General features: G+C 73.1%; 21 protein-coding genes, 4 tRNA genes and 1 other RNA gene. 10 read left to right on the forward strand and 16 right to left on the reverse strand.

Going from position 1 to position 25,775, the window contains the following annotated elements; all coding sequences use genetic code 11:
• Positions 1 to 7 precede the first annotated feature (7 nt).
• From ACFXAE_RS16955 to purS, 4 genes are all read right to left on the reverse strand, one after another.
• A complete protein-coding gene (locus ACFXAE_RS16955) occupies positions 8 to 508 on the reverse strand; it encodes an ArsR/SmtB family transcription factor (protein ID WP_384714678.1) in 501 nt (166 codons plus the stop codon).
• Positions 509 to 633: 125 nt separating this feature from the next.
• On the reverse strand, positions 634 to 2,892 hold the full coding sequence (gene purL / locus ACFXAE_RS16960) for a phosphoribosylformylglycinamidine synthase subunit PurL (protein ID WP_384714681.1): 2,259 nt from the start codon (positions 2,890 to 2,892) through the stop codon (positions 634 to 636).
• The gene (purQ, locus tag ACFXAE_RS16965; protein WP_384714684.1) at positions 2,889 to 3,569 is read right to left on the reverse strand and encodes a phosphoribosylformylglycinamidine synthase subunit PurQ; all 681 of its coding nucleotides are present in this window, start codon (positions 3,567 to 3,569) and stop codon (positions 2,889 to 2,891) included. The genes purL and purQ overlap by 4 nt, the downstream gene beginning before the upstream one ends.
• Positions 3,566 to 3,829 (reverse strand): phosphoribosylformylglycinamidine synthase subunit PurS, encoded by a 264-nt coding sequence (purS, locus tag ACFXAE_RS16970; protein ID WP_006133353.1) that lies wholly within the window; start codon positions 3,827 to 3,829, stop codon positions 3,566 to 3,568. Before purS ends, purQ begins: the two co-directional genes overlap by 4 nt.
• A 352-nt stretch (positions 3,830 to 4,181) precedes the next feature.
• Between purS and ACFXAE_RS16975 the strand changes: the two genes are divergently transcribed.
• The 8 genes from ACFXAE_RS16975 to ACFXAE_RS17010 all read left to right on the forward strand — a co-directional run bounded on the left by ACFXAE_RS16975 (position 4,182) and on the right by ACFXAE_RS17010 (position 8,750).
• Positions 4,182 to 4,499 (forward strand): Lsr2 family protein, encoded by a 318-nt coding sequence (locus ACFXAE_RS16975; protein WP_384714687.1) that lies wholly within the window; start codon positions 4,182 to 4,184, stop codon positions 4,497 to 4,499.
• A gap of 136 nt (positions 4,500 to 4,635) precedes the next feature.
• A tRNA-Gly gene (locus ACFXAE_RS16980) sits at positions 4,636 to 4,707 on the forward strand.
• Positions 4,708 to 4,787: 80 nt separating this feature from the next.
• Positions 4,788 to 4,860 (forward strand) — tRNA-Gly (locus tag ACFXAE_RS16985).
• 132 nt (positions 4,861 to 4,992) lie between these two features.
• The gene (locus ACFXAE_RS16990; RefSeq protein WP_384714690.1) at positions 4,993 to 5,955 is read left to right on the forward strand and encodes an ABC transporter ATP-binding protein; all 963 of its coding nucleotides are present in this window, start codon (positions 4,993 to 4,995) and stop codon (positions 5,953 to 5,955) included.
• Entirely contained in the window at positions 5,952 to 6,752 is an 801-nt protein-coding gene (locus tag ACFXAE_RS16995) for an ABC transporter permease (RefSeq protein WP_384714693.1), read from the forward strand. Before ACFXAE_RS16990 ends, ACFXAE_RS16995 begins: the two co-directional genes overlap by 4 nt.
• Positions 6,753 to 6,778: 26 nt before the next feature.
• Complete coding sequence (locus ACFXAE_RS17000; protein ID WP_384714820.1) at positions 6,779 to 8,038, forward strand: sensor histidine kinase; 1,260 nt, start codon at positions 6,779 to 6,781, stop codon at positions 8,036 to 8,038.
• Entirely contained in the window at positions 8,035 to 8,655 is a 621-nt protein-coding gene (locus ACFXAE_RS17005; protein WP_384714696.1) for a response regulator, read from the forward strand. Before ACFXAE_RS17000 ends, ACFXAE_RS17005 begins: the two co-directional genes overlap by 4 nt.
• 22 nt (positions 8,656 to 8,677) lie before the next feature.
• Positions 8,678 to 8,750 (forward strand) — tRNA-Gly (locus tag ACFXAE_RS17010).
• Between the two features lie 54 nt (positions 8,751 to 8,804).
• Here ACFXAE_RS17010 and ACFXAE_RS17015 read toward each other — a convergent pair.
• The 6 genes from ACFXAE_RS17015 to ffs all read right to left on the reverse strand — a co-directional run bounded on the left by ACFXAE_RS17015 (position 8,805) and on the right by ffs (position 17,531).
• On the reverse strand, positions 8,805 to 9,704 hold the full coding sequence (locus tag ACFXAE_RS17015; protein ID WP_384714699.1) for a phosphoribosylaminoimidazolesuccinocarboxamide synthase: 900 nt from the start codon (positions 9,702 to 9,704) through the stop codon (positions 8,805 to 8,807).
• A 69-nt stretch (positions 9,705 to 9,773) separates the two neighbouring features.
• Positions 9,774 to 11,297, reverse strand: a complete 1,524-nt coding sequence (locus ACFXAE_RS17020; protein ID WP_384714701.1) for a N,N-dimethylformamidase beta subunit family domain-containing protein — start codon at positions 11,295 to 11,297, stop codon at positions 9,774 to 9,776.
• 260 nt (positions 11,298 to 11,557) lie between these two features.
• Positions 11,558 to 13,534, reverse strand: a complete 1,977-nt coding sequence (locus tag ACFXAE_RS17025) for a hypothetical protein (RefSeq protein ID WP_384714704.1) — start codon at positions 13,532 to 13,534, stop codon at positions 11,558 to 11,560.
• A 301-nt stretch (positions 13,535 to 13,835) separates the two neighbouring features.
• Positions 13,836 to 15,098, reverse strand: a complete 1,263-nt coding sequence (gene purD / locus ACFXAE_RS17030; protein WP_384714707.1) for a phosphoribosylamine--glycine ligase — start codon at positions 15,096 to 15,098, stop codon at positions 13,836 to 13,838.
• An 88-nt stretch (positions 15,099 to 15,186) separates the two neighbouring features.
• Positions 15,187 to 17,385 carry a DNA polymerase III subunit gamma and tau gene (locus tag ACFXAE_RS17035; RefSeq protein ID WP_384714710.1) on the reverse strand — a complete coding sequence of 733 codons (2,199 nt, stop codon included), beginning with the start codon at positions 17,383 to 17,385 and terminating at the stop codon, positions 15,187 to 15,189.
• A 47-nt stretch (positions 17,386 to 17,432) separates the two neighbouring features.
• An RNA gene (ffs, locus tag ACFXAE_RS17040) (signal recognition particle sRNA small type) lies at positions 17,433 to 17,531 on the reverse strand.
• Between the two features lie 72 nt (positions 17,532 to 17,603).
• Between ffs and ACFXAE_RS17045 the strand changes: the two genes are divergently transcribed.
• A tRNA-Ser gene (locus tag ACFXAE_RS17045) sits at positions 17,604 to 17,691 on the forward strand.
• 513 nt (positions 17,692 to 18,204) lie between these two features.
• Complete coding sequence (locus ACFXAE_RS17050) at positions 18,205 to 18,870, forward strand: maleylpyruvate isomerase family mycothiol-dependent enzyme (protein ID WP_384714713.1); 666 nt, start codon at positions 18,205 to 18,207, stop codon at positions 18,868 to 18,870.
• Between the two features lie 30 nt (positions 18,871 to 18,900).
• Here ACFXAE_RS17050 and ACFXAE_RS17055 read toward each other — a convergent pair whose 3' ends face one another.
• The 6 genes from ACFXAE_RS17055 to ACFXAE_RS17080 all read right to left on the reverse strand — a co-directional run bounded on the left by ACFXAE_RS17055 (position 18,901) and on the right by ACFXAE_RS17080 (position 25,720).
• On the reverse strand, positions 18,901 to 19,470 hold the full coding sequence (locus tag ACFXAE_RS17055) for a DM13 domain-containing protein (RefSeq protein WP_384714823.1): 570 nt from the start codon (positions 19,468 to 19,470) through the stop codon (positions 18,901 to 18,903).
• A 122-nt stretch (positions 19,471 to 19,592) separates the two neighbouring features.
• Positions 19,593 to 21,359, reverse strand: a complete 1,767-nt coding sequence (locus ACFXAE_RS17060) for a copper resistance CopC/CopD family protein (RefSeq protein WP_384714716.1) — start codon at positions 21,357 to 21,359, stop codon at positions 19,593 to 19,595.
• Between the two features lie 156 nt (positions 21,360 to 21,515).
• Positions 21,516 to 22,283 (reverse strand): SDR family NAD(P)-dependent oxidoreductase, encoded by a 768-nt coding sequence (locus ACFXAE_RS17065; RefSeq protein WP_384714719.1) that lies wholly within the window; start codon positions 22,281 to 22,283, stop codon positions 21,516 to 21,518.
• The gene (locus ACFXAE_RS17070; RefSeq protein WP_384714722.1) at positions 22,280 to 22,759 is read right to left on the reverse strand and encodes a cupin domain-containing protein; all 480 of its coding nucleotides are present in this window, start codon (positions 22,757 to 22,759) and stop codon (positions 22,280 to 22,282) included. Before ACFXAE_RS17070 ends, ACFXAE_RS17065 begins: the two co-directional genes overlap by 4 nt.
• On the reverse strand, positions 22,756 to 23,367 hold the full coding sequence (locus tag ACFXAE_RS17075; RefSeq protein ID WP_384714725.1) for a GNAT family N-acetyltransferase: 612 nt from the start codon (positions 23,365 to 23,367) through the stop codon (positions 22,756 to 22,758). Before ACFXAE_RS17075 ends, ACFXAE_RS17070 begins: the two co-directional genes overlap by 4 nt.
• Positions 23,360 to 25,720, reverse strand: coding sequence for a penicillin acylase family protein (locus ACFXAE_RS17080; protein ID WP_384714728.1), 2,361 nt, complete (start codon positions 25,718 to 25,720; stop codon positions 23,360 to 23,362). The genes ACFXAE_RS17075 and ACFXAE_RS17080 overlap by 8 nt, the downstream gene beginning before the upstream one ends.
• Positions 25,721 to 25,775: the final 55 nt, after the last annotated feature.

A 25,775-nucleotide genomic window follows, 5' to 3' on the forward strand; every position in this document is an offset into this window, starting at 1 on the left:
ACGGTGCTCAGGAACGCGCCGCCGCCAGCGTCACCAGCAGCGGTACGACCCGGCCGGGCGGCACCTCGTAGCGGCCCCGGCCGGTGGTGTGCAGCCAGCCGCTGCCGGTGAGCTGGCGCAGATGGTGGTAGATCTGGCCGGTCGTGCCGATCCCCTCCAGTTCCGCCAGCTCCGCCGCGGTGCGCCGACCACCGACTGTCTCGCGGAGCAGCCGGAGGCGCACCGGGTGACCGAGCGCGGCGAGCGCGTCGGCGGCGTCCGGCCACTCGTAGGCCAGCAGGCCCTCGGTGAGCGCGCCGTGCTGCCACTCGTACTGCTCTCCGGTCGGCAACCGGACCGCCCCGGTGAACAGCACGCCTCCGTCGGCCGCCTTCAGCTCGGCGAGCTGCTCCTTCAGCCCCTCCAGGGCCCAGAAGTCGCCCTCACCGAGGCGGGGTGCGGCGCGGTCGGCCGCCTCCAGGGCCGCCAGCCTGCGTTCGAGGTCGGTCATGCGCTCTTCGAGTTCCACGCCTTCGACTTTACGTAATTACGTAAAGTCGCGCAAGGGGTGGGGCGACGGCACCGCGATACGCCGAAGCCCCCGCCCGGCGGACCGGGCGGGGGCTTCGTTCCCGTGCGGGAAGGACGCAGGGGTCAGGCCAGCAGGGCCGGGATCGTCGCCTCGTGGGCCTCGCGCAGCTCGGCCAGGGTGAGGGTGAACTCGCCCTGGAGCTCCACCGTGTCGCCGTCGACGACGCCGACGCGGGTGGCCGGGAGGCCGCGGGCGCCGCACATGTCGTTGAAGCGGACCTCCTCCGAGCGCGGCACGGCGACGATCGCGCGCCCCGCCGACTCGGAGAACAGGAAGGTGAAGGCGTCGAGCCCGTCGGGGACGACCAGACGCGCGCCCTTCTCCCCCAGCAGCGCCGACTCGACCACGGCCTGGATCAGGCCGCCGTCGGACAGGTCGTGCGCGGAGTCGATCATGCCGTCGCGGGAGGCGGAGATCAGGATCTCGGCCAGCAGGCGCTCGCGCTCCAGGTCGACCTTGGGCGGCAGGCCGCCGAGGTGGTCGTGGACGACCTGGGACCAGGCCGAGCCGCCGAACTCCTCGGTGGTGTCGCCGAGGAGGTAGAGCAGCTGGCCGTCCTCCTGGAAGGCGACCGGCGTGCGGCGGGCCACGTCGTCGATGACGCCCAGCACGGCCACCACGGGCGTGGGGTGGATGGCCGCCTCACCCGTCTGGTTGTAGAGCGAGACGTTGCCGCCGGTCACCGGGGTGCCGAGCTGCCGGCAGCCGTCCGCCAGACCGCGGACGGCCTCCGCGAACTGCCACATGACGGCCGGGTCCTCGGGCGAGCCGAAGTTCAGGCAGTCGGAGACCGCGAGGGGCTTGGCGCCGGTCGTCGCCACGTTGCGGTACGCCTCGGCGAGGGCCAGCTGGGCGCCCGTGTACGGGTCGAGCTTGGCGTACCGGCCGTTGCCGTCGGTGGCGATCGCGACGCCGAGGCCGGACGCCTCGTCGATGCGGATCATGCCGGAGTCCTCGGGCTGGGCGAGGACGGTGTTGCCCTGCACGAAGTGGTCGTACTGCTGCGTGATCCACTGCTTGGAGGCCTGGTTGGGCGAGCCGACGAGCTTCAGGACCTGGTCCTTCAGCTCGTCGGACGTCTGCGGCCGGGGCAGCTTGTTCGCGTCGTCCGCCTGGAGCGCGTCCTGCCAGGACGGGCGGGCGTACGGGCGCTCGTAGACCGGGCCGTCGTGGGCGACCGTGCGCGGGTCGACGTCGACGATCTTGCCGCCGTGCCAGAAGATCTCCAGGCGGTCGCCGTCGGTCACCTCGCCGATGACGGTGGCGATGACGTCCCACTTGTCGCAGATCTCGAGGAAGCGGTCGACCTTCTCCGGCTCCACGACCGCGCACATGCGCTCCTGGGACTCGCTCATGAGGATCTCCTCGGGCGAGAGCGTGGAGTCGCGCAGCGGGACGTCGTCGAGGGTGACGCGCATGCCGCCGGAGCCGTTGGAGGCCAGCTCGCTGGTCGCGCAGGACAGACCCGCGGCTCCCAGGTCCTGGATGCCGACGACCAGCTTCTCGGCGAACGCCTCCAGGGTGCACTCGATGAGGAGCTTCTCCTGGAAGGGGTCGCCGACCTGGACGGCGGGGCGCTTCGAGGGCTTGGCGTCGTCGAAGGTCTCGGAGGCCAGGATGGAGGCGCCGCCGATGCCGTCGCCGCCGGTGCGGGCGCCGTACAGGATGACCTTGTTGCCCGCGCCGGACGCCTTGGCGAGGTGGATGTCCTCGTGCCGCATGACGCCGATGGCCCCGGCGTTGACCAGCGGGTTGCCCTGGTAGCAGGCGTCGAAGACGACCTCGCCGCCGATGTTGGGCAGGCCCAGGCAGTTGCCGTAGCCGCCGATGCCGGCGACGACGCCGGGCAGGACGCGCTTGGTGTCCGGGTGGTCCGCCGCGCCGAAGCGCAGGGGGTCCACGACGGCGACCGGACGGGCGCCCATCGCGATGATGTCGCGGACGATGCCGCCCACGCCGGTGGCCGCGCCCTGGTAGGGCTCGACGTAGGAGGGGTGGTTGTGCGACTCGACCTTGAAGGTGACCGCGTAGCCCTGGCCGACGTCGACGACGCCGGCGTTCTCGCCGATGCCGACGAGGAGGGCGTCGGACTCGGGGGCCTTCTCGCCGAACTGGCGGAGGTGGACCTTGCTGCTCTTGTACGAGCAGTGCTCGGACCACATGACGGAGTACATGGCGAGTTCGGCGCCGGTCGGGCGGCGGCCGAGGATCTCCACCACCCGCTCGTACTCGTCCTTCTTCAGGCCCAGCTCGGCCCAGGGCAGCTCGACGTCGGGGGTCGCGGCCGCGTGCTCGACCGTGTCCAGAGGCGTCCGGCTCATGCGTTGACCAGCTTCTTGAGGATCGAGGTGAAGAACGGCAGGCCGTCGGTACGGCCCGTACCGATCAGCGACTCGACGGCGTGCTCGGGGTGCGGCATCAGACCGACGACGTTGCCCGCCGCGTTGGTGATGCCGGCGATGTCGTTGAGCGAGCCGTTGGGGTTGACGTCGAGGTACCGGAAGGCGACGCGGCCCTCGGCCTCCAGCTCGTCCAGCGTCCGCCGGTCGGCGACGTAGCGGCCGTCCATGTTCTTCAGCGGGATGTGGATCTCCTGGCCGGCCGTGTAGTCGGCGGTCCAGGCGGTGTCCGCGTTCTCCACCCGCAGCTTCTGGTCGCGGCAGATGAAGTGCAGGTGGTCGTTGCCCAGCATGCCGCCGGGGAGCAGGTGCGCCTCGGTGAGGATCTGGAAGCCGTTGCAGATGCCGAGCACGGGAAGCCCGGCCTTGGCCTGGTCGATGACGGTGTCCATCACCGGCGAGAAGCGCGCGATGGCGCCGGCGCGCAGATAGTCGCCGTAACTGAAACCGCCGCAGAGCACCACGGCGTCGACCTGCTTGAGGTCCTTGTCCTTGTGCCAGAGGGCGACGGGCTCGGCGCCGGCGACGCGGATCGCGCGCTGCGTGTCCCGGTCGTCCAGGCTGCCCGGGAAAGTGACGACGCCAATACGAGCGGTCACTTCGCGGCCTCCGCGACTTCCTCGACCCGTACGGTGAAGTCCTCGATCACGGTGTTGGCGAGGAAGGATTCCGCAAGGTCGTGGATGCGGGCGAGCGCGGCCTCGTCGACCGGCCCGTCAACTTCCAGTTCGAATCGCTTTCCCTGACGGACGTCCGAGATCCCTTCGAAACCCAGCCGCGGCAGTGCGCGCTGCACCGCCTGGCCCTGGGGGTCGAGGATCTCCGGCTTGAGCATGACGTCGACTACGACGCGTGCCACTGGCACTCCCGGTGTGTGGTGCTGAGCAGGTTCCTTCAGACTACCCGCACAAAATTTCTACGCGGGTAGAGTTGGAGGAATCTACGTGATGGTCATCACGATTCGGCATCGTGAGGAGACGTCAGGGAAAAGATCCGGGAAAGATCTCCGTTTGCTCGCACATCTCTATTGCGCCCGGACACGCGGACAGATTTAGTCGGGCTTCACATTGCATTGCCGGGCACTGTACAAATGAATTGTCATTAGCAGATACTTTGCCCGATTACAGGCGGACAGCCGACATCTCGACGATGTCCCGGCACGTCATCACGGACGTCCGGACGAGAGGTGTCGCACGAAGGGACCGATATTCGTGGCGCAGAAGGTCGTGGTCACGCTCTTTGACGACATCGACGGCTCGGAAGCGGCGGAAACGATCGCCTTCGGACTGGACGGCAAGTCGTACGAGATCGACCTCAATGAAGCCAATGCCAGGAAACTGCGGCAGGCTCTCGAGCCCTACGTGGACGCCGGCCGCAAGCGGTCGCGCTCCGGCAGGGCGTACCGGCAGACGGAGGTCGCCCCGGACCCGGCTGCCGTCCGCGCCTGGGCACAGGCGAACCGGATGGACGTGCCCGCGCGCGGGCGGATCCCCAAGAAGGTCTACGAGGCGTTCACCGCGGCGCAGTGAGCCGATGGAGTGACCCGCCCCGGCGGCCGGTCACCCATCCCTCGCGGCAACCGACTTGCGCAGCACCCCCGCTGATCAGCTAGAGTCTGGAGCACGCCGAGGGGCAAGGCCGAAAGGCCCGGCTCACGGAGTACTTGCGGGTGTAGTTCAGTAGTAGAACATCCCCCTTCCAGGGGGAAGGCGCAGTGTGCAATTCCTGTCACCCGCTCCGCACCGCCGTACCGATCATCCTTGAGGATCGGGTAGGCTGGTGAACGCGCCGATCGGTGAGAGCCGGTCGGAGGCAATGCGGACGTAGCTCAGTTGGTAGAGCGCAACCTTGCCAAGGTTGAGGTCGCGAGTTCGAGCCTCGTCGTCCGCTCTGTGATCAAAGGCCCCGGTCATCGACCGGGGCCTTTGTCGTGCCCTCGATGAGGGCCCGTCTGACATTTGTCATGTCCGGTGATGACAGCCCGCACTGACGTACCGCCCCGGCCGCCGGAATGATCGAAGCATGGAAGCGAACGAACACGAACACGTGATTGAGGTCACCGGCCTGCGACGTGTCTACGGGGGCGGGTTCGAAGCGGTACGCGGGATCGACTTCTCCGTACGGCGCGGAGAGGTCTTCGCCCTGCTGGGCACCAACGGCGCCGGCAAGACCTCCACCGTCGAGCTGCTGGAAGGGCTCGCCGCTCCGGCCGGCGGGCAGGTCCGGGTGCTCGGCCACGACCCGTACACCGACCGTGCCGCCGTACGGCCCCGCACCGGCGTGATGCTCCAGGAAGGCGGATTCCCCTCCGAGTTGACCGTCGCCGAGACCGCCCGGATGTGGGCGGGGTGCGTCAGCGGGGCCCGCCCCGAGCGGGAGGTGCTGGCGCTGGTCGGGCTGGAGGCGAAGGCCGGCGTCCGGGTGAAGCAGCTGTCCGGGGGCCAGCGGCGCCGCCTGGACCTGGCGCTCGCGCTGCTCGGCGACCCCGAGGTGCTCTTCCTCGACGAACCCACCACCGGGCTCGACGCCGAAGGCCGCCGGGACACCTGGGAGCTGGTGGGCGCGCTGCGCGACGGCGGTACGACCGTACTGCTCACCACGCACTACCTGGAGGAGGCCGAGAACCTCGCCGACCGGCTCGCGATCATGCACGACGGACGCATCGCCGCCACCGGCACCCCTGCCGAGGTGACCGCGAGCGAGCCGTCCCGGATCACCTTCGAGCTGCCCGAGGGCTACTTCGTGGGCGACCTGCCGCCCCTCGCCGAACTGGGCGTGAGCGACCACACGGTCGACGGCCGGACCGTCCGGCTGCGCACCCGCGAACTGCAGCGGGCGGCCACCGGACTGCTGATGTGGGCGCACGGCGCCGGAGTGGAACTGCACCGGCTGGACGTGCGGTCGGCATCCCTGGAGGAGGCGTTCCTCGGGATCGCCAAGGACGCGTCGGCGGGGACGACGGCGCCGAAGGAGTACGCGGCATGAGCACGACCACGACCACGACCACGACCAGGACCACGACCACGCCGGTGAGCCGGATGACCTCCCTCGCCCGCGCCGAACTGACGCTGCTGGGGCGGAGCAAGGGCACGCTCGTCGCCGCGCTGTTCGTGCCGCTGGTGCTGCCGCTGAGCGTGCGGTCGGCGGCCGAGGAGATGGACCTCGCCGAGGCCGGCCTGACCCCCGGCACCGTCGTGCTGCCCGCCGCCGTCGGCTTCTCCCTGCTGTTCGCCGTGTACTCCGCCCTCGTCGGCGTCTTCGTCGTCCGCCGCGAGGAACTCGTCCTCAAGCGGCTGCGCACGGGCGAGCTGCGGGACGCCGAGATCCTCGGCGGGTCCGCGCTGCCGTCCGTCCTCACCGGGCTGACGCAGTGCCTGGTGCTGATCGCGGCCTGCGCGGTACTGCTGGACATGTCCGCGCCGTCCGCGCCGCATCTGGCCGTCCTGGGCCTGCTGTTGGGGCTCGCGATGTGCGCCGCGCTCGCGGCCGTCACCGCGGCCTTCACCCGGACCGCCGAGAGCGCGCAGGTCACACCGATGCCCCTGCTGATCATCTCGATGCTCGGCTCCGGCATGTTCGTCCCGCTGGAGCTGCTCCCCGACCGGCTGGCCTCCGTCTGCGAACTGCTGCCGCTGACCCCGGTCATCACCCTGGTGCGCGGCGGCTGGACCGGCGACCTGTCGGCGTACGAGGCGCTGGGCGCCGTGGCGACGGCGGTGGCCTGGACCCTGCTGGCGGTGTTTGCTGTACAGCGGTGGTTCCGCTGGGAGCCGAGGCGCTGACGTACGCGAGGGCGGGGGCACGGGACATGAGCAGGCCGGGCGGCTGGTGGGGGCGCAAGAGCACACCGGCGAAGGTCGAGACGTACACGCGGTGGTCGTTCCACTCGTTCGCGCTGATCGAGCTGGTGTGCGCCGGCGGCCCGGTGATCGGGCAGGTGGGGCCCCGGCTGGCGACGCTGCTGATGTTTCTGACGGCCGTGCACAGCGTGTTCTGCGCCGTGACCGTCTCCCGCGCCCTGGACTGGCTGCGCGGCGGGCGCGCACAGCCCGTCCGTACCCTGTGGGCGCTCGGCGCCACCACCGCGGCGATGGGCGTCATCGCCCTCCTCGTCGCCGAGCACGGGCCCGCCGGTAAGAGCGTCGACGGAGCGGCCGGCGGGGTCTTCGCGATCGTGATGCTCTTCGGCGCCGGCGCGATCGCCATCGGCGTCCGCGGCCGGCGGCGGGTGTCCGCCTGCGTGACCGGCTTCGCGGTGGGCACGGCGGTGGTGTCCTCCGCCCTCGGCATGCCCCTTGCCGTCGCGCTGTTCACCGCCCTGGTCGTGCTGGCCGGCGGCGGCTTCTTCGCCTTCACCTACCTCTTCTCCATCTGGCTGCTCAACGCCGTCTACCAACTGGACGAGGCCCGCGAGACCCGCGCCCGGCTCGCCGTCGCCGAGGAACGGCTGCGGTTCGGGCGGGACCTGCACGACGTGATGGGACGCAACCTCGCCGTGATCGCGCTGAAGAGCGAGCTGGCCGTGCAACTGGCCCAACGGGGACGGCCGGAGGCCGTGACCCAGATGGTCGAGGTGCAGCGCCTCGCGCACGAGACGCAGCGGGAGCTGCGGGAGGTCGTACGCGGCTACCGCGAGGCCGATCTGGCCGGTGAGCTCGGCGGCGCCCAGGGTGTGCTGACGGCGGCCGGCATCGACTGCGCGGTCACCGGCCCGCCGGCCGGGCTGCCGGCCCCGGTGCAGTCCGCGCTCGGCTGGGTCGTACGGGAGGCGGCGACGAACGTCCTGCGGCACGGGGACGCACGGCGGTGCACGGTGGGGGTGCGGGTGTCGCAGGGGCGTGTGGTGCTCACGGTGGAGAACGACGGCGTGCCGGACGGCGCCGGACCGGGCCGGGGATCCGGTCTCGTCGGGCTGCGGGAGCGGCTGGCGGAGATGGGCGGGACCCTGCGGGCCGGGCCCGCGGGGGACGGCCTGTTCCGGCTGACGGCCGAGGTCCCGCTGCCGTCGGACGCCGGGCGGGTCACCGTCGTGTCCGCTCCCCGCTCCGTGAACGAGGTCACCTCATGACGTCATCAAGGCCCCTGCGCCTGCTGCTCGCCGACGACGAGCACCTGATCCGGGGCGCGCTCGTCGCGCTGCTGTCGCTCGAGGACGATCTGACGGTCGTCGCCGAGGCGGCCTCCGGACCGGAGGCGCTGGCGATGGCACGGGCGCACGCCCCCGATGTCGCCGTACTGGATCTGCAGATGCCCGGCGCCGACGGTGTGAAGGTCGCCACATCCCTGCGGGCCGAACTGCCCGACTGCCGGGTGCTGATCGTGACCGGTCACGGGCGGCCCGGGCATCTGAAGCGGGCGCTCGCGGCGGGTGTGCGCGGGTTCGTCCCCAAAACCGTCAGCGCCCAGCGGCTCGCGGAGATCATCCGCACGGTGCACGCGGGAAACCGTTACGTCGACCCCGAGTTGGCCGCCGACGCGATCGCCGCCGGCGACTCCCCGCTGACCGCGCGCGAGGCCGAGGTGCTGGAACTCGCGGCGGACGGGGCGCCCGTGGCGGAGATCGCGGAGCGGGCCGCGCTGTCCCAGGGGACCGTGCGGAACTACCTCTCCTCGGCCGTCTCGAAGCTCGGGGCGGAGAATCGCCATGCCGCGGTCCGTCTCGCACGGGAGCGGGGTTGGGTATAGTGGGTGTCGCGCCACGGCGCATGCGAACGTAGCTCAGTTGGTAGAGCGCAACCTTGCCAAGGTTGAGGTCGCGAGTTCGAACCTCGTCGTTCGCTCAGGATCAAGGCCCCGGTCATCGACCGGGGCCTTCGTCGTGCGGCCCGGGGTGCTCAGCTCCAGGTGGTGCCGGTGAGCCGCTCGTACGCCTCCACGTACTTGGCGCGGGTGGCGTCCACGATGTGCTCCGGCAGCGGCGGCGGGGGCTGCTCGCTCCTGCGGTCCCAGCCCGACTCGGCGGAGGTCAGCCAGTCCCGCACGAACTGCTTGTCGTACGACGGCTGCGCGCGGCCCGGCTTCCACTGCTCGGCCGGCCAGAAGCGGGAGGAGTCCGGGGTGAGCACCTCGTCCGCGATGACCAGCCTCTCGCCGTCGAAGCCGAACTCGAACTTGGTGTCCGCGAGGATGATCCCCCGGTCGCGGGCGATGTCCCGGGCGCGGGAGTACGCGGCGAGGGTCGCCTGGCGCAGCTGGGCGGCGGTCTCCGCGCCGACCTGGCGGGCGACCTCCTCGTAGGAGACGTTCTCGTCGTGCTCGCCGACGGCGGCCTTGGTGGCCGGGGTGAAGATCGGGGCGGGCAGTTCGGAGCCGTCCACCAGTCCCTCGGGGAGGGCGAGGCCGCAGACCGTACGGGACGCCTCGTACTCGGCCAGGCCCGAGCCGGTGAGGTAGCCGCGGGCCACGCACTCCACCGGGACCATGTTCAGGGACTTGCAGACCAGGGTGCGGCCCGCCCAGTCGGCGGGGGCGCCGGCCGGGAGTTCGGTGCTCAGGACGTGGTGGGGCAGCAGGTCGGCGAGCTGGTCGAACCACCACAGGGAGAGCCGGGTGAGGACCCTGCCCTTGTCGGGGATCTCGGTCGGCAGCACCCAGTCGTAGGCGGAGATGCGGTCGCTGGCGACCATCACGAGGTCGCCCGCCTCGCTCCGGTACAGCTCGCGCACCTTGCCGGTGTGCAGATGCACCAGACCCGGAACCTGGATCGGCTCGGGCTTTTCGACGAATCCGGACACGGTTCCTCCCCGTGGTTCTGTCCTAGTGCGTCGATTCTCCCGTACGGGGCGGACGGTCGTGGCCGCGGGTCAGTCGCGTTTGCAGATGCGGTCCAGGAGATGGGCCGTGGCGCGCTGGACGCGGGGGTCGGTGTGGCCCGGGCGGTCCAGGGCGGGGGACCAGGCGAAGGTGCCGGAGGCGAAGACCCAGGCGCCGGAGGGGGCCCGGTAGAGGGACGTCTCCTGGTGGCGGCGGACGCCCCGGCGGTCGGTGTACGGGGAGTGGGCGAGCAGGACGCGCTCCTCGTGCGCGGGCAGCGGGGTGCGCGGGTAGTAGCGGTCGGCCTCGGCCGCGACCATGCCCTCGATGCCGTCGCCCTCGTGCGCGCCGGTCGCCTCCCACATCCAGTGGCCGGCGTTGCGGACGATCAGCGGATGCGGCTCGGGGACGGGGCCCGCGTACTGGATGCCGAGCAGCTGCTGCTCCGCGCGGTCGTGTTCCCGCCACAGCGTGGGCTTGCCCGGGCCCCGGCGCTTGCGGCAGGTCAGCAGGCGGGCGGGGCCGGACGGGGAAGGGGCGAGCTCCACCTGCCAGTACAGGGTGTTGGCGGAGAGGAAGACGAGGGACGTGCCGTGCTCACGGGCGCGTTCCACGGCGGTGCGCATGGGCACCGACCAGTACTCGTCGTGGCCGGGGAAGATCAGGCCCCGGTAGCGGGTGGGGTCGATCCGGCCGGTGTGCAGGTCGCGGGCGTCGGCGTAGGCGAGGTCGTAGCCGTAGCGCTCGGCCCAGCGGATGACGTCGTAGGCGTGGCCGACGTGCAGCGGGAGGCCGGCGCCCGCGTACGGGCGGTCGAAGGAGACGGTGGTGGCGGCGTCGGCCTCGCCGAGCAGCCGGCCCTGCTCGTCCCAGGCGTGGTAGAGGCTCGCGCCGGTGCGGCCGTCCTCCGGGTAGAGGTTGTACGCCTGCCAGGTGACGTCGGGCAGGACCAGGAGGAGGTCGGCCGGGCGGCTGTCGCGGACGGTGAACGGGATGTGCGAGCGGTGGCCGTCGGCGGTGGTGAGGACGGCGACGTACGCGCCGACGCTCCAGTACGACGGGATCGGTAACCGCCAGGACAGCCACCAGTGGTGGCAGGAGACGGTGCGGTCGGCGGTGAGCGGCGCCGGCTGCACGATGCCGGAGAGACGGGGGCTGGAGGTGATCTTGGTGGCGCCGTGGCCGCTGTAGTGGCCGATGCGGTAGACGTCGACGTCGAACGGCTGGGGCGGGTCGACGGTGATGTGGAAGTCGATGGACTCACCGGGGGCGACCGCGCCGGTGGAGGCGAAGCCCTTGATCTGGCGGCGCACGTCGTCGGCGGCCCGGGGGCCGACCGAGCCGGAGGAGCGGGGGGCGGGGATGGTGCGCCGGCCCTGCTTCGGAACGCGGGCGGCGGCCCGCTCCGGGTTCGCGTACGGCTCCGGGTCCACGTACCAGGGGACGACCTGGCCGCTGTCGCCGAAGTACGTCTCGCTGCCGCGCAGCCAGGGGAGGGGGCCCTGTCCGAAGGGATCGTTCACGGCGTGCGCCAGTGCTCCCGACTCCCAGCGGCGGATCTGCTCCGAATCCATGATCGCTCCCCTCCCTCGCGCCCCCGTCGCGGTGCGGTGCGGTGCGTGGTGCTGTTCGGCAGTCGCCTGGCGGATGATGCCTGCCGCCAGTTATGTGCTTGTCGTATGTCGCACGCTCTTGCCGGTGAGCGCGAACGGTCCAAGCACATCACATTACGCACGTACTTCGTCACCGTTCGTTTTGAATTGACCGAAAGCGGAAGGGTGGGCTCCGGAGCTTTGGGCGGGGCGGGAGGCGGATCGTCGGCCCGGTCGTCGGCTCAGCCGAGCCGTACGGGCTTCTCGGGGCGTATGCCCTGCCGGGTCAGCCACAGCCGGAGGGCCGCCGGGTCGCCGTCCTCGATGAGGGCCAGGATCTGGGGGGACAGGTCCGTGGCCCGTACACCGCCGAGGAGGAGCGTGGGCCCGTCGAGCCAGTCGAGTCCGGGGGTGGCGCCCGCGGTGTCCATCGCCGCGCAGCAGACCATCGCCGTGAGGTGATCGGCGAGCAGCTCCCGGCCGGTGCGCGGGGGCTGGAGGGGGAAGAGGGGAAGCGCCTGGTCGTCCCGGAGGGGGAGGGGGTCCGGGGCGCCGTCCGCGCCGACGCCGGAGACGGAGGGTGCCACCGCCGCCTCCTCCCGGGCCAGCTCAGCGCTCAGCCGGGCGGCGAGAGCGGCACTGCGGGGGGTGGCGGCGGCCAGGTCCTCGTCGTCGGGGGCCGGAGTGGAGGACCGGCCGAAGCCCGTGGGCGGGGCGGGTTCAGCGGGCCGGACGGGTTCCGCAGGCGGGGCGGACTCAGCAGGCCGGACGGGCTCCGTGGACCGGGCGGACTCAGCGGACCCGACGGACTCCGCGAACGGGACGGACTCAGCGGACCCGACAGACTCCGCGAACCGGGCGGACTCAGCGGACCCGACAGACTCCGTGGACCGGGCAGCCGGCGTGGGCGCGTGGGTTTCCGCGTGGGTGGGCGGAGTGGTCAGGTGGGCCAGGACCCGGGAGAGGGTGGGGGCGTCGGGGGTGGGGGGTCCGCCGGAGGCGGGAGGGACGTGGAGGGCGTCCAGGACGCGGTGGAGGCGGGCGGCGTCGGTGCGCCACTTGCGGTCGACGACCTCCTCCGGATAGTCGCCCCAGTGGACCGGGGACCAGTCCGGACCGGTTTCCGCGGGCCCTCCGTGGAAGAGGCGGGCGGCGAGGAGCGAGGTGGCCTCGTCCACCGTGCCGGGCTCCTCCAGCAGGTCACAGGCGGGACGCTCACCCAGACGGGAGGCGAAGCCCTCCGCCAGCCGGTCCCGGCGGGACAACTCGGTCAGCGCCGCCACCACTCCCGCGTTGAGCCGCGAGGGCCAGCGGCCCATCCGCCAGGCCGGCAGCGCGACCCGGGTGAGCAGCCGGTCCCAGCCCGCGTACGCCAGACCCACCTGCTCCTGGGCGACGATCCGCAGCCCGTAATCCACGGCCTGCGCACGCTCGGCCGCCGCCGCGGCGACCCCGCGCTCCATCTCGGCGGCATGCCCCCGGCAGCCGCGCAGCAGCAGCCGGGCGACCCAGCCGACGCCCGCGAGCGCCCCGCGGACCACCGGACCCCGGCGGGGCGCCGAGGTCACGGCCACCGCGGCGTCCAGCCCCCGCACGAAGCGCCGGGCGGCGGCTATGTCCGGGTGCGCCGACGGTCCCGTACCGGCGACGACCGGGGCGAGGACCGCGCGCAGCTCGCCCACGCGCATCCACCACAGGAACGGGGAGCCGATCACCAGCACGGGCGCGGCAGCGGCCCCGGCCCGGGCGGGCCGCCCCGCACCGGCTATGTCGCCGTGCTCCTCGGCGGGCGGGGGTCCGTGGGCCGGGTGGGTGCGGTCCTCCAGCCAGCTGTCGCAGTCCGGGGTGAGCGCTATCGCGGAGGGGGCGGGAACGGCGAGCCGGTCGGCGAGGTCGCGCACCATCCGGTACAGGTCAGGGGCCGCGCCCTCCGCGACCGGGACCGTGGGGCTCATGGCGGGCCGGGCCCGCGCGACGACCAGGGCGACACCGGCGGCGACGAGCAGGACCAGCACCGCGACCGGTGTGAGGAACCGGCGGGCGAGGTCCCAGCCGCCGCCCGGCAGATGACCGGTGGACCCGCCGACGAGCAGGATCACGGCACCGGCGGCCGGCAGCAGCGCGACGGCCAGCGCCCGGCTCCGGACGCGCAGCACGGCCAGCGCGTGCGACCGCGCGGTCTGCGCGCCCGCCTCCGCTCCCGTTCCGCTTCCGCTCATGGTCCGACCTCACCCCCTCCCGGCGGTCCTGATGCTGCCTCGGCGTTGCTCACTCCCCCACTGTGGCACCCGTCACCGACATCGCAATGCCGATGGGCCAAGTGCCGGAACGCTTGCGCGGCACCATAGTTGGAGCCCCGGCTGTCGTCAGCCGGATGGCACATCGCTCACTCGATGGAATGGCTTTGGGGAAAGGTGGATGACGGACGGCAAGGGTCAGGCCCCGAATCCTGAGACGGATCCGGGGCCTGCGGGGTTCATCCGCGCCGGGAAGGGGACCGGCCCGCCCGGCTTACGCGTCCTACGCCTCCCGCGCCTCCCGCGCCGCCTTCGCCGCGATGTCCGTGCGGTGCTGGGAGCCGTCGAGGCCGATGCGGGACACCGCGCGGTAGGCGCGGTCGCGGGCCTCGGTGAGGTCCTCGCCGGTCGCCGTGACGGACAGCACGCGCCCGCCCGCGCTGACGACCGCGTCGCCGTCCCGCTTCGTCCCCGCGTGCAGCACGTACGCGTGCGGGGCGTCCTGGGCGGCGACCTCGTCCAGGCCGGTGATCGGGTCGCCGGTGCGCGGGGCGCCGGGGTAGTTGTGCGAGGCGACGACCACGGTGACCGCGGCCTCGTCGCTCCAGCGCGTCGGCTCCAGGTGGGCGAGGTTGCCGGTGGCGGCGGCCATCAGCACGCCGCCCAGCGGGGTCTTCAGCCGGGCCAGGACCACCTGGGTCTCGGGGTCGCCGAACCGGGCGTTGAACTCGATCACGCGGACACCGCGCGAGGTGATCGCCAGACCGGCGTAGAGCAGCCCGGAGAACGGGGTGCCACGGCGCCGCATCTCGTCCACGGTCGGCTGGAGAACCGTCTCCATGACCTCGTCGACCAGCTTGGGGTCGGCCCACGGCAGCGGGGAGTACGCCCCCATGCCGCCGGTGTTCGGACCCTCGTCGCCGTCCAGCGCGCGCTTGAAGTCCTGGGCGGGCTGGAGCGGTACGACCGTCTCGCCGTCGGTGATCGCGAAGAGGGAGACCTCGGGACCGTCGAGGAACTCCTCGATGACCACGCGCTCACATCCGCCGGCGTGCGCGCGGGCCGCCTCGATGTCGTCCGTGACGACGACACCCTTGCCGGCCGCGAGCCCGTCGTCCTTGACGACGTACGGGGCGCCGAACGCGTTGAGGGCCGCGTCGACCTCCTCGGGCGTCGTGCAGACGTAACTGCGGGCGGTGGGCACTCCGGCCCCCGCCATGACGTCCTTCGCGAAGGCCTTGGAGCCTTCGAGTCGCGCGGCCTCCTTGGACGGGCCGAAGACCGGGATGCCCGCGTCGCGCACGGCGTCGGCGACGCCGGCGACGAGGGGCGCCTCAGGGCCGACCACCACGAGGTCCGCGCCGAGCCGGGTGGCCAGCGCGGACACGGCCGCGCCGTCGAGGGCGTCGACCTGGTGCAGCTCGGCGACCTCCGCGATGCCGGCGTTGCCGGGGGCGCAGTGCAGCGCGGTGACGTCGGGGTCGAGGGACAGGGAGCGGCACAGGGCGTGTTCGCGGGCGCCGCTGCCGATGACGAGGACCTTCACGGGGGTCAGCCTAACGGGAGGCGGCGGGTTCGCTTTGTGCGGGCTTCCGAAGGAGGAGGAGAAGACCATTCGTACGTTCCTCCGAGTCCTAGTCGTTCGTGAGCTCCTCGACGACCGTCGCGCCCAGCTCGCGGACGAGCAGTTCCTTCCCGGAGAGGGCGGACTCGTCCAGGTCGGGGTCGTCGTCCTCGGGGACGTCGTCCTCGGGCGAGACGGGGGGCGGCGGCTCCGGGGCGGACGGGCGGGGGGCCGGGGCGGGGGCCGGCGCTGCCGGGGTACTGCCCGCCGACGGCGCGGGTGGGGCGCTGGCCTGGGGAGCGGGCGGGCGTTGACCGCTTCCGGCACCGGTGCCGCCACCGCCGTACCCGCCGCCGGACGGTGCGGCCGGGGCCGGGGCCGCCATGCCTCCGCCACCGGACGCGTCGACGACCGCCTCGATCTTCCACTGCACGTTGAACTGGTCGGTCAGCGCCTGACGCAGCACGTCCTCGCTGCCGCTGCTGAGGAAGTTGTCGCGCGCGCCGGCGTTCACGAAGCCGACCTGGAGCGTCGTGCCGTCGAAGCCGGTCACCTGGGCGTTCTGACTGAGCAGGATCCAGGTGAAGCGACGACGGTTCTTGACCGTTTCCAGGATGTTCGGCCAGAGCATGCGGGGGTCGAGACCGCCGCCGCCACCCGAGGGCGCGGGAGCCGACGGTGTGGACGCGGGTGCGGGTGCGGGCACAGGCGCCGGCGCGGGTGCACCGGGTGCGGCCGAAGGCTGTCCCCCGCCCGCGGCCGCAGCCGTGGGCCAGCCGCCGGGCCGGCGGCCACCGCTGCCGGCGGAGGCGGCGGTGGGCCAGGCACCGGGGGCCGCAGGGGCCGCGGCCGGGGCGGCAGCCGAAGGCTGAGCCTGCGGGGCAGGAGGAGCAGGTGCGGGAGCGGGAGCAGGTGCGGGAGCAGGAGCGGACGGTGCCGGAGCAGGAGCCGGACCGGGCCCCCGTACCGCCGCCCGGGCGGCGGCGGGACCCCCGCCCGGCGCGACCGGCGCCTGAGCCGCCTGGCCCGCCGGCGCGCCCCCATGGGCCTCCGGCCCGGGGACGTACGCCACGGCGGGCACACCGGCACCGGAGCCGCCCGCGGAGAAGTTCACACCGCGCTCGATCCGGTCCAGCCGGGCCATGACCGAGCGCTCGTCGCCGTAGGCGGCGGGCAGCAGCACGCGCGCGCAGATCAGCTCGAGCTGGAGGCGCGGCGAGTTGGCGCCGCGCATCTCGGTGAGCCCCTCGTTGACGAGGTCGGCGGCGCGGCTCAGCTCGGCGGCCCCGAAGGTGCCCGCCTGTGCCTGCATCCGCTCGATCACGTCGGCGGGGGCGTCGATGAGGCCCTTCTCGGCGGCATCGGGAACGGCGGCGAGGATGACGAGGTCCCGCAGCCGCTCCAGCAGATCGGCGACGAATCGCCGCGGATCGTTGCCCCCCTCGATCACCCGGTCGACGACCTCGAAGGCGGCGGCCCCGTCACCGGTCGCGAAGGCCTCGACGACGGAGTCGAGCAGCGAGCCGTCCGTGTATCCCAGCAGGGAGGTGGCCATGGCGTACGTCACACCACTCTCCCCCGCGCTGGCGAGCAGCTGGTCCATGACGGACATCGAGTCACGCACGGACCCCGCGCCCGCCCGCACCACGAGCGGCAGCACACCCTCCTCGACGGGGATGTCCTCCTTGCCGCACACCTCACCGAGATAGTCACGCAGGGTGCCGGGCGGCACGAGCCGGAACGGGTAGTGATGCGTACGCGACCGGATGGTCCCGATGACCTTCTCGGGCTCGGTGGTGGCGAAGATGAACTTCAGATGCTCCGGCGGTTCCTCGACGACCTTGAGCAGAGCGTTGAAGCCCTGCGGGGAGACCATGTGGGCCTCGTCGATGATGTAGATCTTGTACCGGCTGCTCGCGGGCCCGAAGAACGCCTTCTCGCGCAGGTCACGGGCGTCGTCCACACCACCGTGGGAAGCGGCGTCGATCTCGATGACGTCGATCGAACCGGGTCCGTTGCGCGCGAGGTCCTGGCAGGACTGGCACTCCCCGCACGGCGTCGGAGTCGGGCCCTTCTCGCAGTTCAGGCACCGCGCCAGGATCCGCGCGCTGGTCGTCTTGCCGCAGCCGCGCGGACCGCTGAACAGGTACGCGTGATTGACCCGGTTGTTCCGCAGCGCCTGCTGCAACGGGTCAGTGACATGCTCCTGCCCGATGACCTCGGCGAAGGACTCCGGGCGGTAACGGCGGTAGAGCGCGAGAGACGACACGCATACGAGGTTATAGGCGCCCACCGACAACCGGCCCCGGCGCCGGAAACACAAGCGCCCCCCACGCACCCGCCAGAGCCGACCTACCCTTGCTGCCTTCCGGCCCTGGGGGAGTTCAGTCAGATAGCGCCGCGTGAGGGGCTGCGCCCACAGTACCCGATGCCGACCGGTGGGAACGAGTTCGCGAGCACTCCTCTCGGTCATGTAATGTTCCCAGCGGAGGATTCGCCTAGAGGCCTAGGGCGCACGCTTGGAAAGCGTGTTGGGTTCACACCCTCACGAGTTCGAATCTCGTATCCTCCGCCAGTGCCTCACCGGGCACGATGTCGAAGGGCCCCACCGCTTGCGGTGGGGCCCTTCGACGTGCCGGCTCAGGCTCGACAACCGGTCCCCGACCGCGGCGAGGCTCAGCACCGGCCGGGTCCGCCGGGCCCTCGTGTACACGGGCCGGCTGCCCCGCTCACGGACCGCTCCCTCCCGCAGGAAACGCGTTCAGCGCCGACTTCGCGGAGGCGAAAGCCGCCTCGTGCCGGAGTGCGCCGAGTGCGGCGTTCCGGGCCGTCCGGCCGCCTTCGTCGGCGGCCTGTGCCGGGGCTGCCGTACCGACCCGCCGCCCTCGCCCGCGAAGCCGTACTCGGCGCCCGCGGCCACCGACGACCGGCCGCGTACCGTCAGACCACAGTCCTGCGGCCGAAGACCGCTCACCGGCGATGACTTTGCTCCGGAGCAGGAGTCTCCTTCGGGAACACCCCTCGCCGGACGTCCCCTGTCCGGGTGGGGGCAACGCAGACCACGGTCCTTGACAGGAGTCCAGCCCGAATGACTGATCCGGCACCGACAGCAGACCACCATCGCAAGACCGGGGCGTGGCCCTTGATCCACGCCGAGCGAGCGGCGCTGGCGGCCGATCTCGCGGACCTGACGGACGAGCAGTGGGCGACGCCGTCGCTCTGCGCCGGCCTGACGGTGCGTCAGGTCCTGGCGCACCTGACGGCGGGCGCGAGCCTCAACGCCGTGAGCTGGCTGGCGGGTGTGATCCGCTGCCGGTTCGACTTCGACAAGCAGGTGGCCGTGCGGCTGGCCGAGCAGCTCGGTGCGACCCCGGACGAGACCCTCGAACGTTTCCGGCGCGTCGTCCCGAGCACGACCAAGCCTCCCTTGCCCGCCATCGCCCTGCTGGGCGAGACGATCGTGCACGGAGAAGACATCCGGCGCCCGCTGGGCATCCACCGCGACCATCCGATCGACGTCGTCACCCGGACGGCCGAGTACTACCAGGGCTCGGACCTCGTGGTCGTCGCCAAGGGGCGCATCGGCGGCCTGAGACTCGTGGCGGATGACGGCCCGTTCACGACCGGCACCGGGCCCCTCGTGTCCGGCCGCACCATGGCCCTGATCATGGCCATGACCGGGCGCACGGCGTACTGCGACGATCTCGAAGGCGACGGTGTGGACATCCTCCGCGGTCGCTGCGGGACGGGGTGACACGATGCCGTGCCATCCCGCCCCCACACATCAGGCGCGGGCGAGTTCCGCCGCTCCGAAGGAGACGTCGAAGCGGTCGCACCAGATGCTGACGCTGGTGTAGCGGGACGGGTCGACGTCCTCGGGCACGGCGTAGTTCTGGCTGCCCTTGTTGCCCTTGAGCTTGCCGAGGCTGACGTACCGGCCGTCGTCGAAGACGTGCCAGCCGGCGCGTCCTTCCTTCACCGGCGCGTCGGTCAGCCACACGTGCAGGTCGGGGCCGTTGCTGGTGTCGAGCCCCTCCAGGCGCACCACATGGCTGCCGTCGGCCAGTCGCACGAACTTCACCGAGCCGGACGTCGCGTGCTCGTGGCTGATCAACTCGCCGCTCGCCAGGGTCTTCGGGCCGGCCGGAGGCGGGCCGGCCGCCGCCCCGGACGGTTCCCCGGCAGGCGGTGCCGAGGCGGCCGCAGTGACCTCGGGCAGCGCCTCCCGCACCGTCTCGTCCTGCCACAGCTTCCACGGCTGGAACCAGTACAGCCCGAAGCCGGCCCCGGCGACCGCCACCACCAGCACTCCGGCCATCCACGGTCTGAGCAGCGCGCTCCGCACCCGCCCCATGTCGCCCACCTTCCTGGGAGTCACCTGTCCCGGTTCATTCAACGGGGCGGACCGGCCGTCCGGGGCCGCGTGGCGGATGACGAAATCCTTACGTGTCGCGCCGTCGACGGCCTGTCCTGCGTTCAGCGGGTGATCTCCACCTGGCGCGTCTCGCTCACCTGGTCCACCTCCGAGACCCGGATCGTCAGTTTCATCGTCCAGGTGCCTTCGAGGGGGAGGTTGAGGTCGTTGGTGGCCCAGTAGCCGCCCCGGTCGGTCGGCTTCGCGTCGATGGGGCCGATGTCCTTCGCCGCGAGGGTGAAGGAGATGCGCAGCTCCGGTACGAAGGTCAGACCGCCGTCGGCACCGAAGACCACCGCCTGGAGGCCGTTCTCGCCCACCCGGCCCGGGTCCATGGTGAGTTGGACCGTGCCCCGGCCGCCGGGGGTGCCCACGTCGTAGGGGATCGTGAACGCCTCCGCGCCGGGGAGACCGGCCACCTGCGGCTCGGACGCCTTGGCCGCCTCCGCCTCCGCGCGGGCGGGGAGGGTGCCGGTCAGCACCGTGGTGACCAGCAGGACGGCCACGGCCACGACGACTTCGGCCAGTACGGAGCGGCGCAGGGCGCGGCGGTGACGGTCGTCCGGTTCGTTCGTCCCGTCCGCCGGTGGGGCTGCCGGCCTCGACTCCGGAAGGGCTCCGGGCGCGCCCACCAGTTCCGGTACGCGTTCCTCGACCGCCGCCGGTGCCTGCGCCGGTCGCGCCAGGAGGGCCGTCCAGCGGCGGGACAGTGACGCCGCCAACAGCAGGAAGACCGTCGCGGCGAGCTTGACCGCCAGGGTCCGGCCGTATGACGTCTCCGTGAGGGCGGACCAGGAGCCGAGGCCTCGCCAGGACTGGTAGACGCCGGTGACGACGAGGACGGTCACCGAGACGAAGGCCAGGCGGGAGAAGGCCGTGACGGTGGTGACCGACGGTGGGGTCTTCGCGCGGTGGAGGGTGAGGAGCAGGGCCGTCAGACCGCCGAGCCAGCACGCCGTCGCCAGCAGGTGGAGCACGGACGACGTCATGGCGAGGGGGACCTGGACACCGGCGGAGGCGTGTTCGGCCGCCGCCCAGGTCAGGGCCAGGGCGAGGGAGAGTGCCGCGCCGGCCGCCAGGCGGGTCCGGGGGGAGCGGCGCCGGGCGAGCGGCAGGAGGAGCGCCGCCGCCGACAGCAGGGCGAGGCGGGTCAGCAGGGCGAGACCCGGGCGGCCGGTGAGGGTGTCGGTGAACGCCGCGAGGTCGAGGGCGGTCGCGGGCGAGGCGCCGTTCTCGTACGGGGCGCGCAGGACGAGCAGGACGGCCGTGGCCGCCAGCAGGGTCCACCAGCCGGTGAGCAGCGGCAGCCGCAGCGGGCCGGTGTCCGGCGGCCGGCACAGCGCCGCGAACGCCGCCGTGCCGATGAGCAGCGCGGCGGCGATGTAGGCGAGGTAGCGGCCGGTGTCGTGGAGGCTCTTGGTGACCGGGTGCTCGGCGGACGCCGCGGGTGCCGCCGGTGCGGTGGGCGAGGGCTTGCCGACGGAGAAGGTGAAGGCGCCGGAGACCGGGTGGCTGTCGGCGGAGACGACCCGCCAGGCCACCGTGTACGTGCCGTCGGCGAGGCCGCCGGGCAGGTCCGCGCGGGCGGTGTCGGAGGCGTCGTCCGCGTGCTGCGGCTCGCCCAGGGGGACCCGGCGGTTGTCGGGGCCGTAGACGCGGAAGGAGTCCTCGAGCAGGCCGACGGACTCCGTGAAGGTCAGGGTGAGGTGGCGGGGCGCGGACTTGACGACGCTTCCGTCCCCGGGGTCGCTGCCGCGGAGGGCGGCGTGGGCGCTCGCCGGGGCCGCGCTGCCGAGGAGGAGCAGGACCAGCACGGTGCCCAGCAGCACCAGCCCTCGAAGCCGCCGGGGTCCGCGGCCGCCCGGGGTTCCGTCTCGTCCGCCATCGCCCGCCGCCCCGCTCCGCCGTCGCTCCACGTCGTACCCGCCTCCCGGCAATCCGGCTACGGGTTACGTACGGACGGAAGGCACGGTGTGCTCACCGGTTCACCAGGTGGGCCGGGCCGAGACCCCTCCGTCCACCACCAGGTCGTGGCCCGTCACCCAGGACGCGAGCCGGGAGGCCAGGAACACGCAGGCGTCACCGACGTCCTCCGGGCGGCCGAGCCGGCCCGCGGCGGACGCCCGCCGCCAGCGGCGTACGCCCTCCGGCCAGGCGTCGGCCAGGCCCTCCCGTTCGATCAGGCCGGGCGAGACCGTGTTGACGCGCACGCCCCACGGGCCGTACTCCTGGGCCGCCGAGCGGGCGTGCGCCACCACCGCCGCCTTGGCGGCGCTGTAGTGGGCGTGGCCGGGCGCCGGGCTGCGGGCCTCGACGGAGGCGATGTGGGTGACGGTGCCGCCGCCGTCGCGCATCAGCTCCGCCGCCGCCTGGGTGCAGGCGAAGACGCTGGTCAGGTTGGTGTCGACGACCGCGCGCCACTCCGTCGCCGTCATCCCGGTGAGTTCCCGGACCGGCTGGACACCGGCGTTGTTGACGAGCGCGGTCAGCCGGCCGCCTCCCCACTCGGCCGCCTCGGCCACCACGCGGTGGCAGGCGTCCTCGTCGGTGAGGTCGGCCCGCAGGACGACGGCCGCGCCGCCCGCCTCCCGGATGCGGCCGGCGGTCTCCCGCGCGGACGCCACCGCCGTACGGCAGTGCAGCGCGACGGCCGCGCCCTCCTCGGCGAACCGCCGCGCGATGCCCCGGCCGATGCCGCCGCCCGCGCCCGTGACCAGGGCGACCTGGCCGTGCAGCAGACCCCGCTCGCTCATGGACGGCAGAGTTCCACGATGAGCGCCGCCCGGTCGGGGTAACGCGCCGTCAGTTCCGCCGCGTCGCCGTGCTCGTAGCCCTCGTAGGTGAAGCCTGGTGCCATCGTGCAGCCGAACAGCGTCCAGGCGCCGCCGGCCGCCACCCGCGCGCCCATCCAGGTGCCGGCCGGGACGGTGAGCTGGACGTGCTGGCCGCCGAGGACGTCCGGGCCGAGCACGGGGGTGCGGGTGGTGCCGTCGGGGGCGAGGAGGAGCAGCTGGAGCGGGTCGCCGAGGTGGAAGTGCCAGATCTCGTCGGCGGGGAGGCGGTGCAGGGCGGAGAAGTCGCCGGGGGCGTCGGTGAGCAGGACGACGACGGCGGTGCCCTCGGGGCGGCCGTCGGGGCGTGCGGGACCGGCCCAGGTCTGCCGGAACCGGCCGCCCTCGCGGGGGATCGGCTCCAGGCCGTAGTGGGCGACGAGGTCGTCGGGGGTCACCTGCCGAAGGCTACCTCGCGGGTGAGGAAGGCGAGTTGCGCCTTCTTCTCGGGCAGGTACACGTCCGGGAGGTCGATCTCCGGCAGGACGACCCGGGGGCCGGCGGTGAAGCCCTGCTTGAGGAAGCGGGCGACCGCCTTCTCGTTGGCCACGTCCGGGTCGACCACCAGGCGCTTCCGGTCGAGGCCGAGCAGGACGTACGCGGCGAGGACACCCACCAGGGCGGCGGTCCAGCCGGGACGCGGACTCCCGGTGCCGGCGGCGGGGGCGAGCAGCAGGTGGACGCCGATGTCGCCGGGTTCGACGGGGTAGCAGTCGCCGACGCGGTCGGCCTCCGGTTCGTACGTCTGGAGCAGCGCGGCGGGGTCGCCGTCCTTGAGGACGAGGTACGCGTGGTGGGTGTCGAGGGTGTCCATGTGGGCGTAGATCCCGGCGACCTGCTGTGCGGTGAGGCCGTTCATGCCCCAGAAGACGGCGCGTTCCTCGCTCACCCAGCGGTGCAGGAGGGGCGCGTCGGCGGCCGGGTCCAGCGGCAGGACGCGTACGGTGCCGAAGCCGTCGACCGTCTGCTCGTGGACGGCCGGGCGGGGGGCGTACGGGTCAGACATCGGTCTCCTTCTTCAGCTGTGCCCAGTCGGTGAGGACCGGGGCCAGGTCTCCGGCGAGCCACAGGGGCTGCTGGTCGCGGTGGTGGGGTGAGCCGGGTACGCCGGACGCGCCCAGCGGCACCACCCAGCGGCTGTTCTCCCGGTCGGCCAGGTCCCAGACGTAGCGGGCGGCCGGGCCGCGCGCGGCGAGGTCGGTGAGGCCGGGCACGGGGGAGGTGCACAGCACGCAGTCGTGGTCGCCGGAGAGGCCGGGTTCGTCGTACGGCGTCGTCGGCGGCAGCGCCCGCCAGGGGGCCAGGCGGTGGGTGTCGCCCCAGGTGCCGGCGGGCGGCCGGGCGGCCACCTCCTCCAGGGCCGCGCGGACCACCGCGGGACGGTCGATGCCGAACAGTTCCTCGGCGGAGAGGAGGTGTTCGAGGGCGTGGCCGACGCGCGGGACGAGGGCGAGCCAGGGGCGGAAGACCTCCGGGTACGGGGGTGGCGTGGCCGCGGCGGCGAAGACGGGGTGCGCGGCGAGCCTCCGTACGACCGCCCCGCGCACCGCCGCGAAGAGCGCCGCGTCGGCACTGTCCGCGTCCATCCGGCGGTCCCATCGCAGGAGGCGGTCGCGCAGGGCGGCGGCGGGAGCGGTGAGGGGCGGGACGTGGGGGGAGGCGGGGACGCCCGAGCCGGCGGTGGGGCCGCTCGCAGCGGGGCCGTCGAGGGCGGCGAGGAGGTCCAGCAGGGGGGTGGCGGAGCCGAGGTGGGTGTCCATGTGGATGGCGGACATGTCGGCGGCGGACCAGCGGGTCCGCCGGCCCAGCAGCGCGGTGATGCGGTCGGCGCGGTGCGGCGGGGCGAACTCGACGCCCAGCCCGGTCGCCGGGCCGCGCTGGTTCGCCATCACGGCGACCCCGTCGGTCAGTCCGGCGCGCGGCGGCTCGTGCCAGCCCCGCCACTCGTGGCCGGGCTCCCACGCCGGCACCAGGCGGGTCCCGTTGGCCTCGGAGCGGACCGGGACCCGGCCGGCCACCCGGTGCAGGGTGCCGCCCTCGGTGTCGGCGGCCATGACCACGTTGACCGGCTCGGCCCACCGGTCGACGGCGCGGTCCACGTCGGCGGCCCGGCGGGACCGCAGCAGCGGCAGCAGGGCGCCGAAGCCGAGGTCGCCGGTGACGCGGGGCGGGTAGCGCAGGGCGACGGCGAGCGGGGGTTCGCCGGGCTCGGGCACGCCGTCGTCGAGGCCTTCCGGGCCGCCGATGACGACGGGGCCCCGGTCGGTCTCGACGACCTCGACCTCGACCGGCTCCTCGCCCGCCACCTCGACGGTCTCGGTGTGCCGGACGGCACGGTGCCACGTCCCGTCCGGGCCGAGCGCCTCCACGCCGGCGCCGGTGCGGCGCAGCCGCTCGCGGTAGAGGTCCTGGTAGTCGGCCATGGCGTTGGTGATGGCCCAGGCGACCGTGCCGGTGTGGCCGAAGTGGGCGATGCCGGGGACGCCGGGCACGGCGAGGCCGACGACGTCGAACTCCGGGCAGGACAGGCGGATCTGCTGGTAGACGCCGGGGTCCTCGATGAAGCGGTGCGGGTCCCCGGCGATGACCGCGTGCCCGGTGACCGTGCGCTGCCCGGCGACCAGCCAGCCGTTGCTGCCGGCGGTGCCGGGACCGTCGGAGGCGAACAGGCCGACGGCGTCCGCGCCGAGGTGGGCGGTGATGTGCGCGCGCCAGAGCTTGGCGGGGAAGCCGGCGAACAGGATGTGGGTGGAGAGCCAGACCGCGAGCGGGGTCCAGGGCTCCCAGCGACCGGGGCGAAGTCCCGCGCGGGCGAACTCGGGGGCGAACTCGGATGCCGGGCCCTCACTGTCGGCCTCCCCGGCCGGGGAGGCCGCCGGGTCGGCCGCGCTCACGGCGGGACTGCCGGCCGGCGCGTCGGCCCGGGGTCCGAAGTCGGCGGCCGGCCTCCGCGGACCCGCTTCCCCGGCGGCTCCGGACGCCGGGCCCCCGCTGCCGGCCGGCAGGCCGGAACCCGGGCCCCCGGCGGATGCCAGGCCCTCGTTCACGCCGGACACGTACGCCCGTACCCACTCCGCCGTTTCCGGGTCCGTCCGTCGCAGTTCGGTCCAGCAGTGGCGGGCCGTGTCGGCCAGGCGGGCGCGGCGGGCGAAACGGTCCCAGGGGAGCGCCTCGGGGCCGAGGAACGAGGCCGAGGTGCCCTGTGCGCGGTGCCGTTCGACCTCGAGCTGCCAGGCCCGGTCGAGGGCGGTGACCCGGCCCTGGGCGTACGCGAGCCCGTTCACGCTCTCCGCGCGCAGATGGGGGACGCCCCAGGGGTCCCGGAAGATCTCGCCGCCCACTGCGCCCTCATTTCCCATTAGGTTAGGCTCTCCTAAGTAAACCGTGGCGGAATCGTACGCGAAGGGTGAAGAC

The sequence above is a fragment of the Streptomyces sp. NPDC059454 genome (genome assembly GCF_042749965.1).
Taxonomy (GTDB): domain Bacteria; phylum Actinomycetota; class Actinomycetes; order Streptomycetales; family Streptomycetaceae; genus Streptomyces.

Bases quoted from the DNA above. Each gene is read 5' to 3' on its own strand.
- purL (WP_384714681.1), bottom strand. From the start codon at position 2,892: ATGAGCCGGACGCCTCTGGACACGGTCGAGCACGCGGCCGCGACCCCC.
- ACFXAE_RS17005 (WP_384714696.1), top strand. From the start codon at position 8,035: ATGACGTCATCAAGGCCCCTGCGCCTGCTGCTCGCCGACGACGAGCAC.
- ACFXAE_RS16990 (WP_384714690.1), top strand. From the start codon at position 4,993: ATGGAAGCGAACGAACACGAACACGTGATTGAGGTCACCGGCCTGCGA.
- ACFXAE_RS17050 (WP_384714713.1), top strand. From the start codon at position 18,205: ATGACTGATCCGGCACCGACAGCAGACCACCATCGCAAGACCGGGGCG.
- ACFXAE_RS17065 (WP_384714719.1), bottom strand. From the start codon at position 22,283: ATGAGCGAGCGGGGTCTGCTGCACGGCCAGGTCGCCCTGGTCACGGGC.
- ACFXAE_RS17000 (WP_384714820.1), top strand. From the start codon at position 6,779: ATGAGCAGGCCGGGCGGCTGGTGGGGGCGCAAGAGCACACCGGCGAAG.
- ACFXAE_RS17020 (WP_384714701.1), bottom strand. From the start codon at position 11,297: ATGGATTCGGAGCAGATCCGCCGCTGGGAGTCGGGAGCACTGGCGCAC.
- ACFXAE_RS17025 (WP_384714704.1), bottom strand. From the start codon at position 13,534: ATGAGCGGAAGCGGAACGGGAGCGGAGGCGGGCGCGCAGACCGCGCGG.
- ACFXAE_RS17055 (WP_384714823.1), bottom strand. From the start codon at position 19,470: ATGGGGCGGGTGCGGAGCGCGCTGCTCAGACCGTGGATGGCCGGAGTG.
- ACFXAE_RS17080 (WP_384714728.1), bottom strand. From the start codon at position 25,720: ATGGGAAATGAGGGCGCAGTGGGCGGCGAGATCTTCCGGGACCCCTGG.
- ACFXAE_RS16995 (WP_384714693.1), top strand. From the start codon at position 5,952: ATGAGCACGACCACGACCACGACCACGACCAGGACCACGACCACGCCG.
- ACFXAE_RS17075 (WP_384714725.1), bottom strand. From the start codon at position 23,367: ATGTCTGACCCGTACGCCCCCCGCCCGGCCGTCCACGAGCAGACGGTC.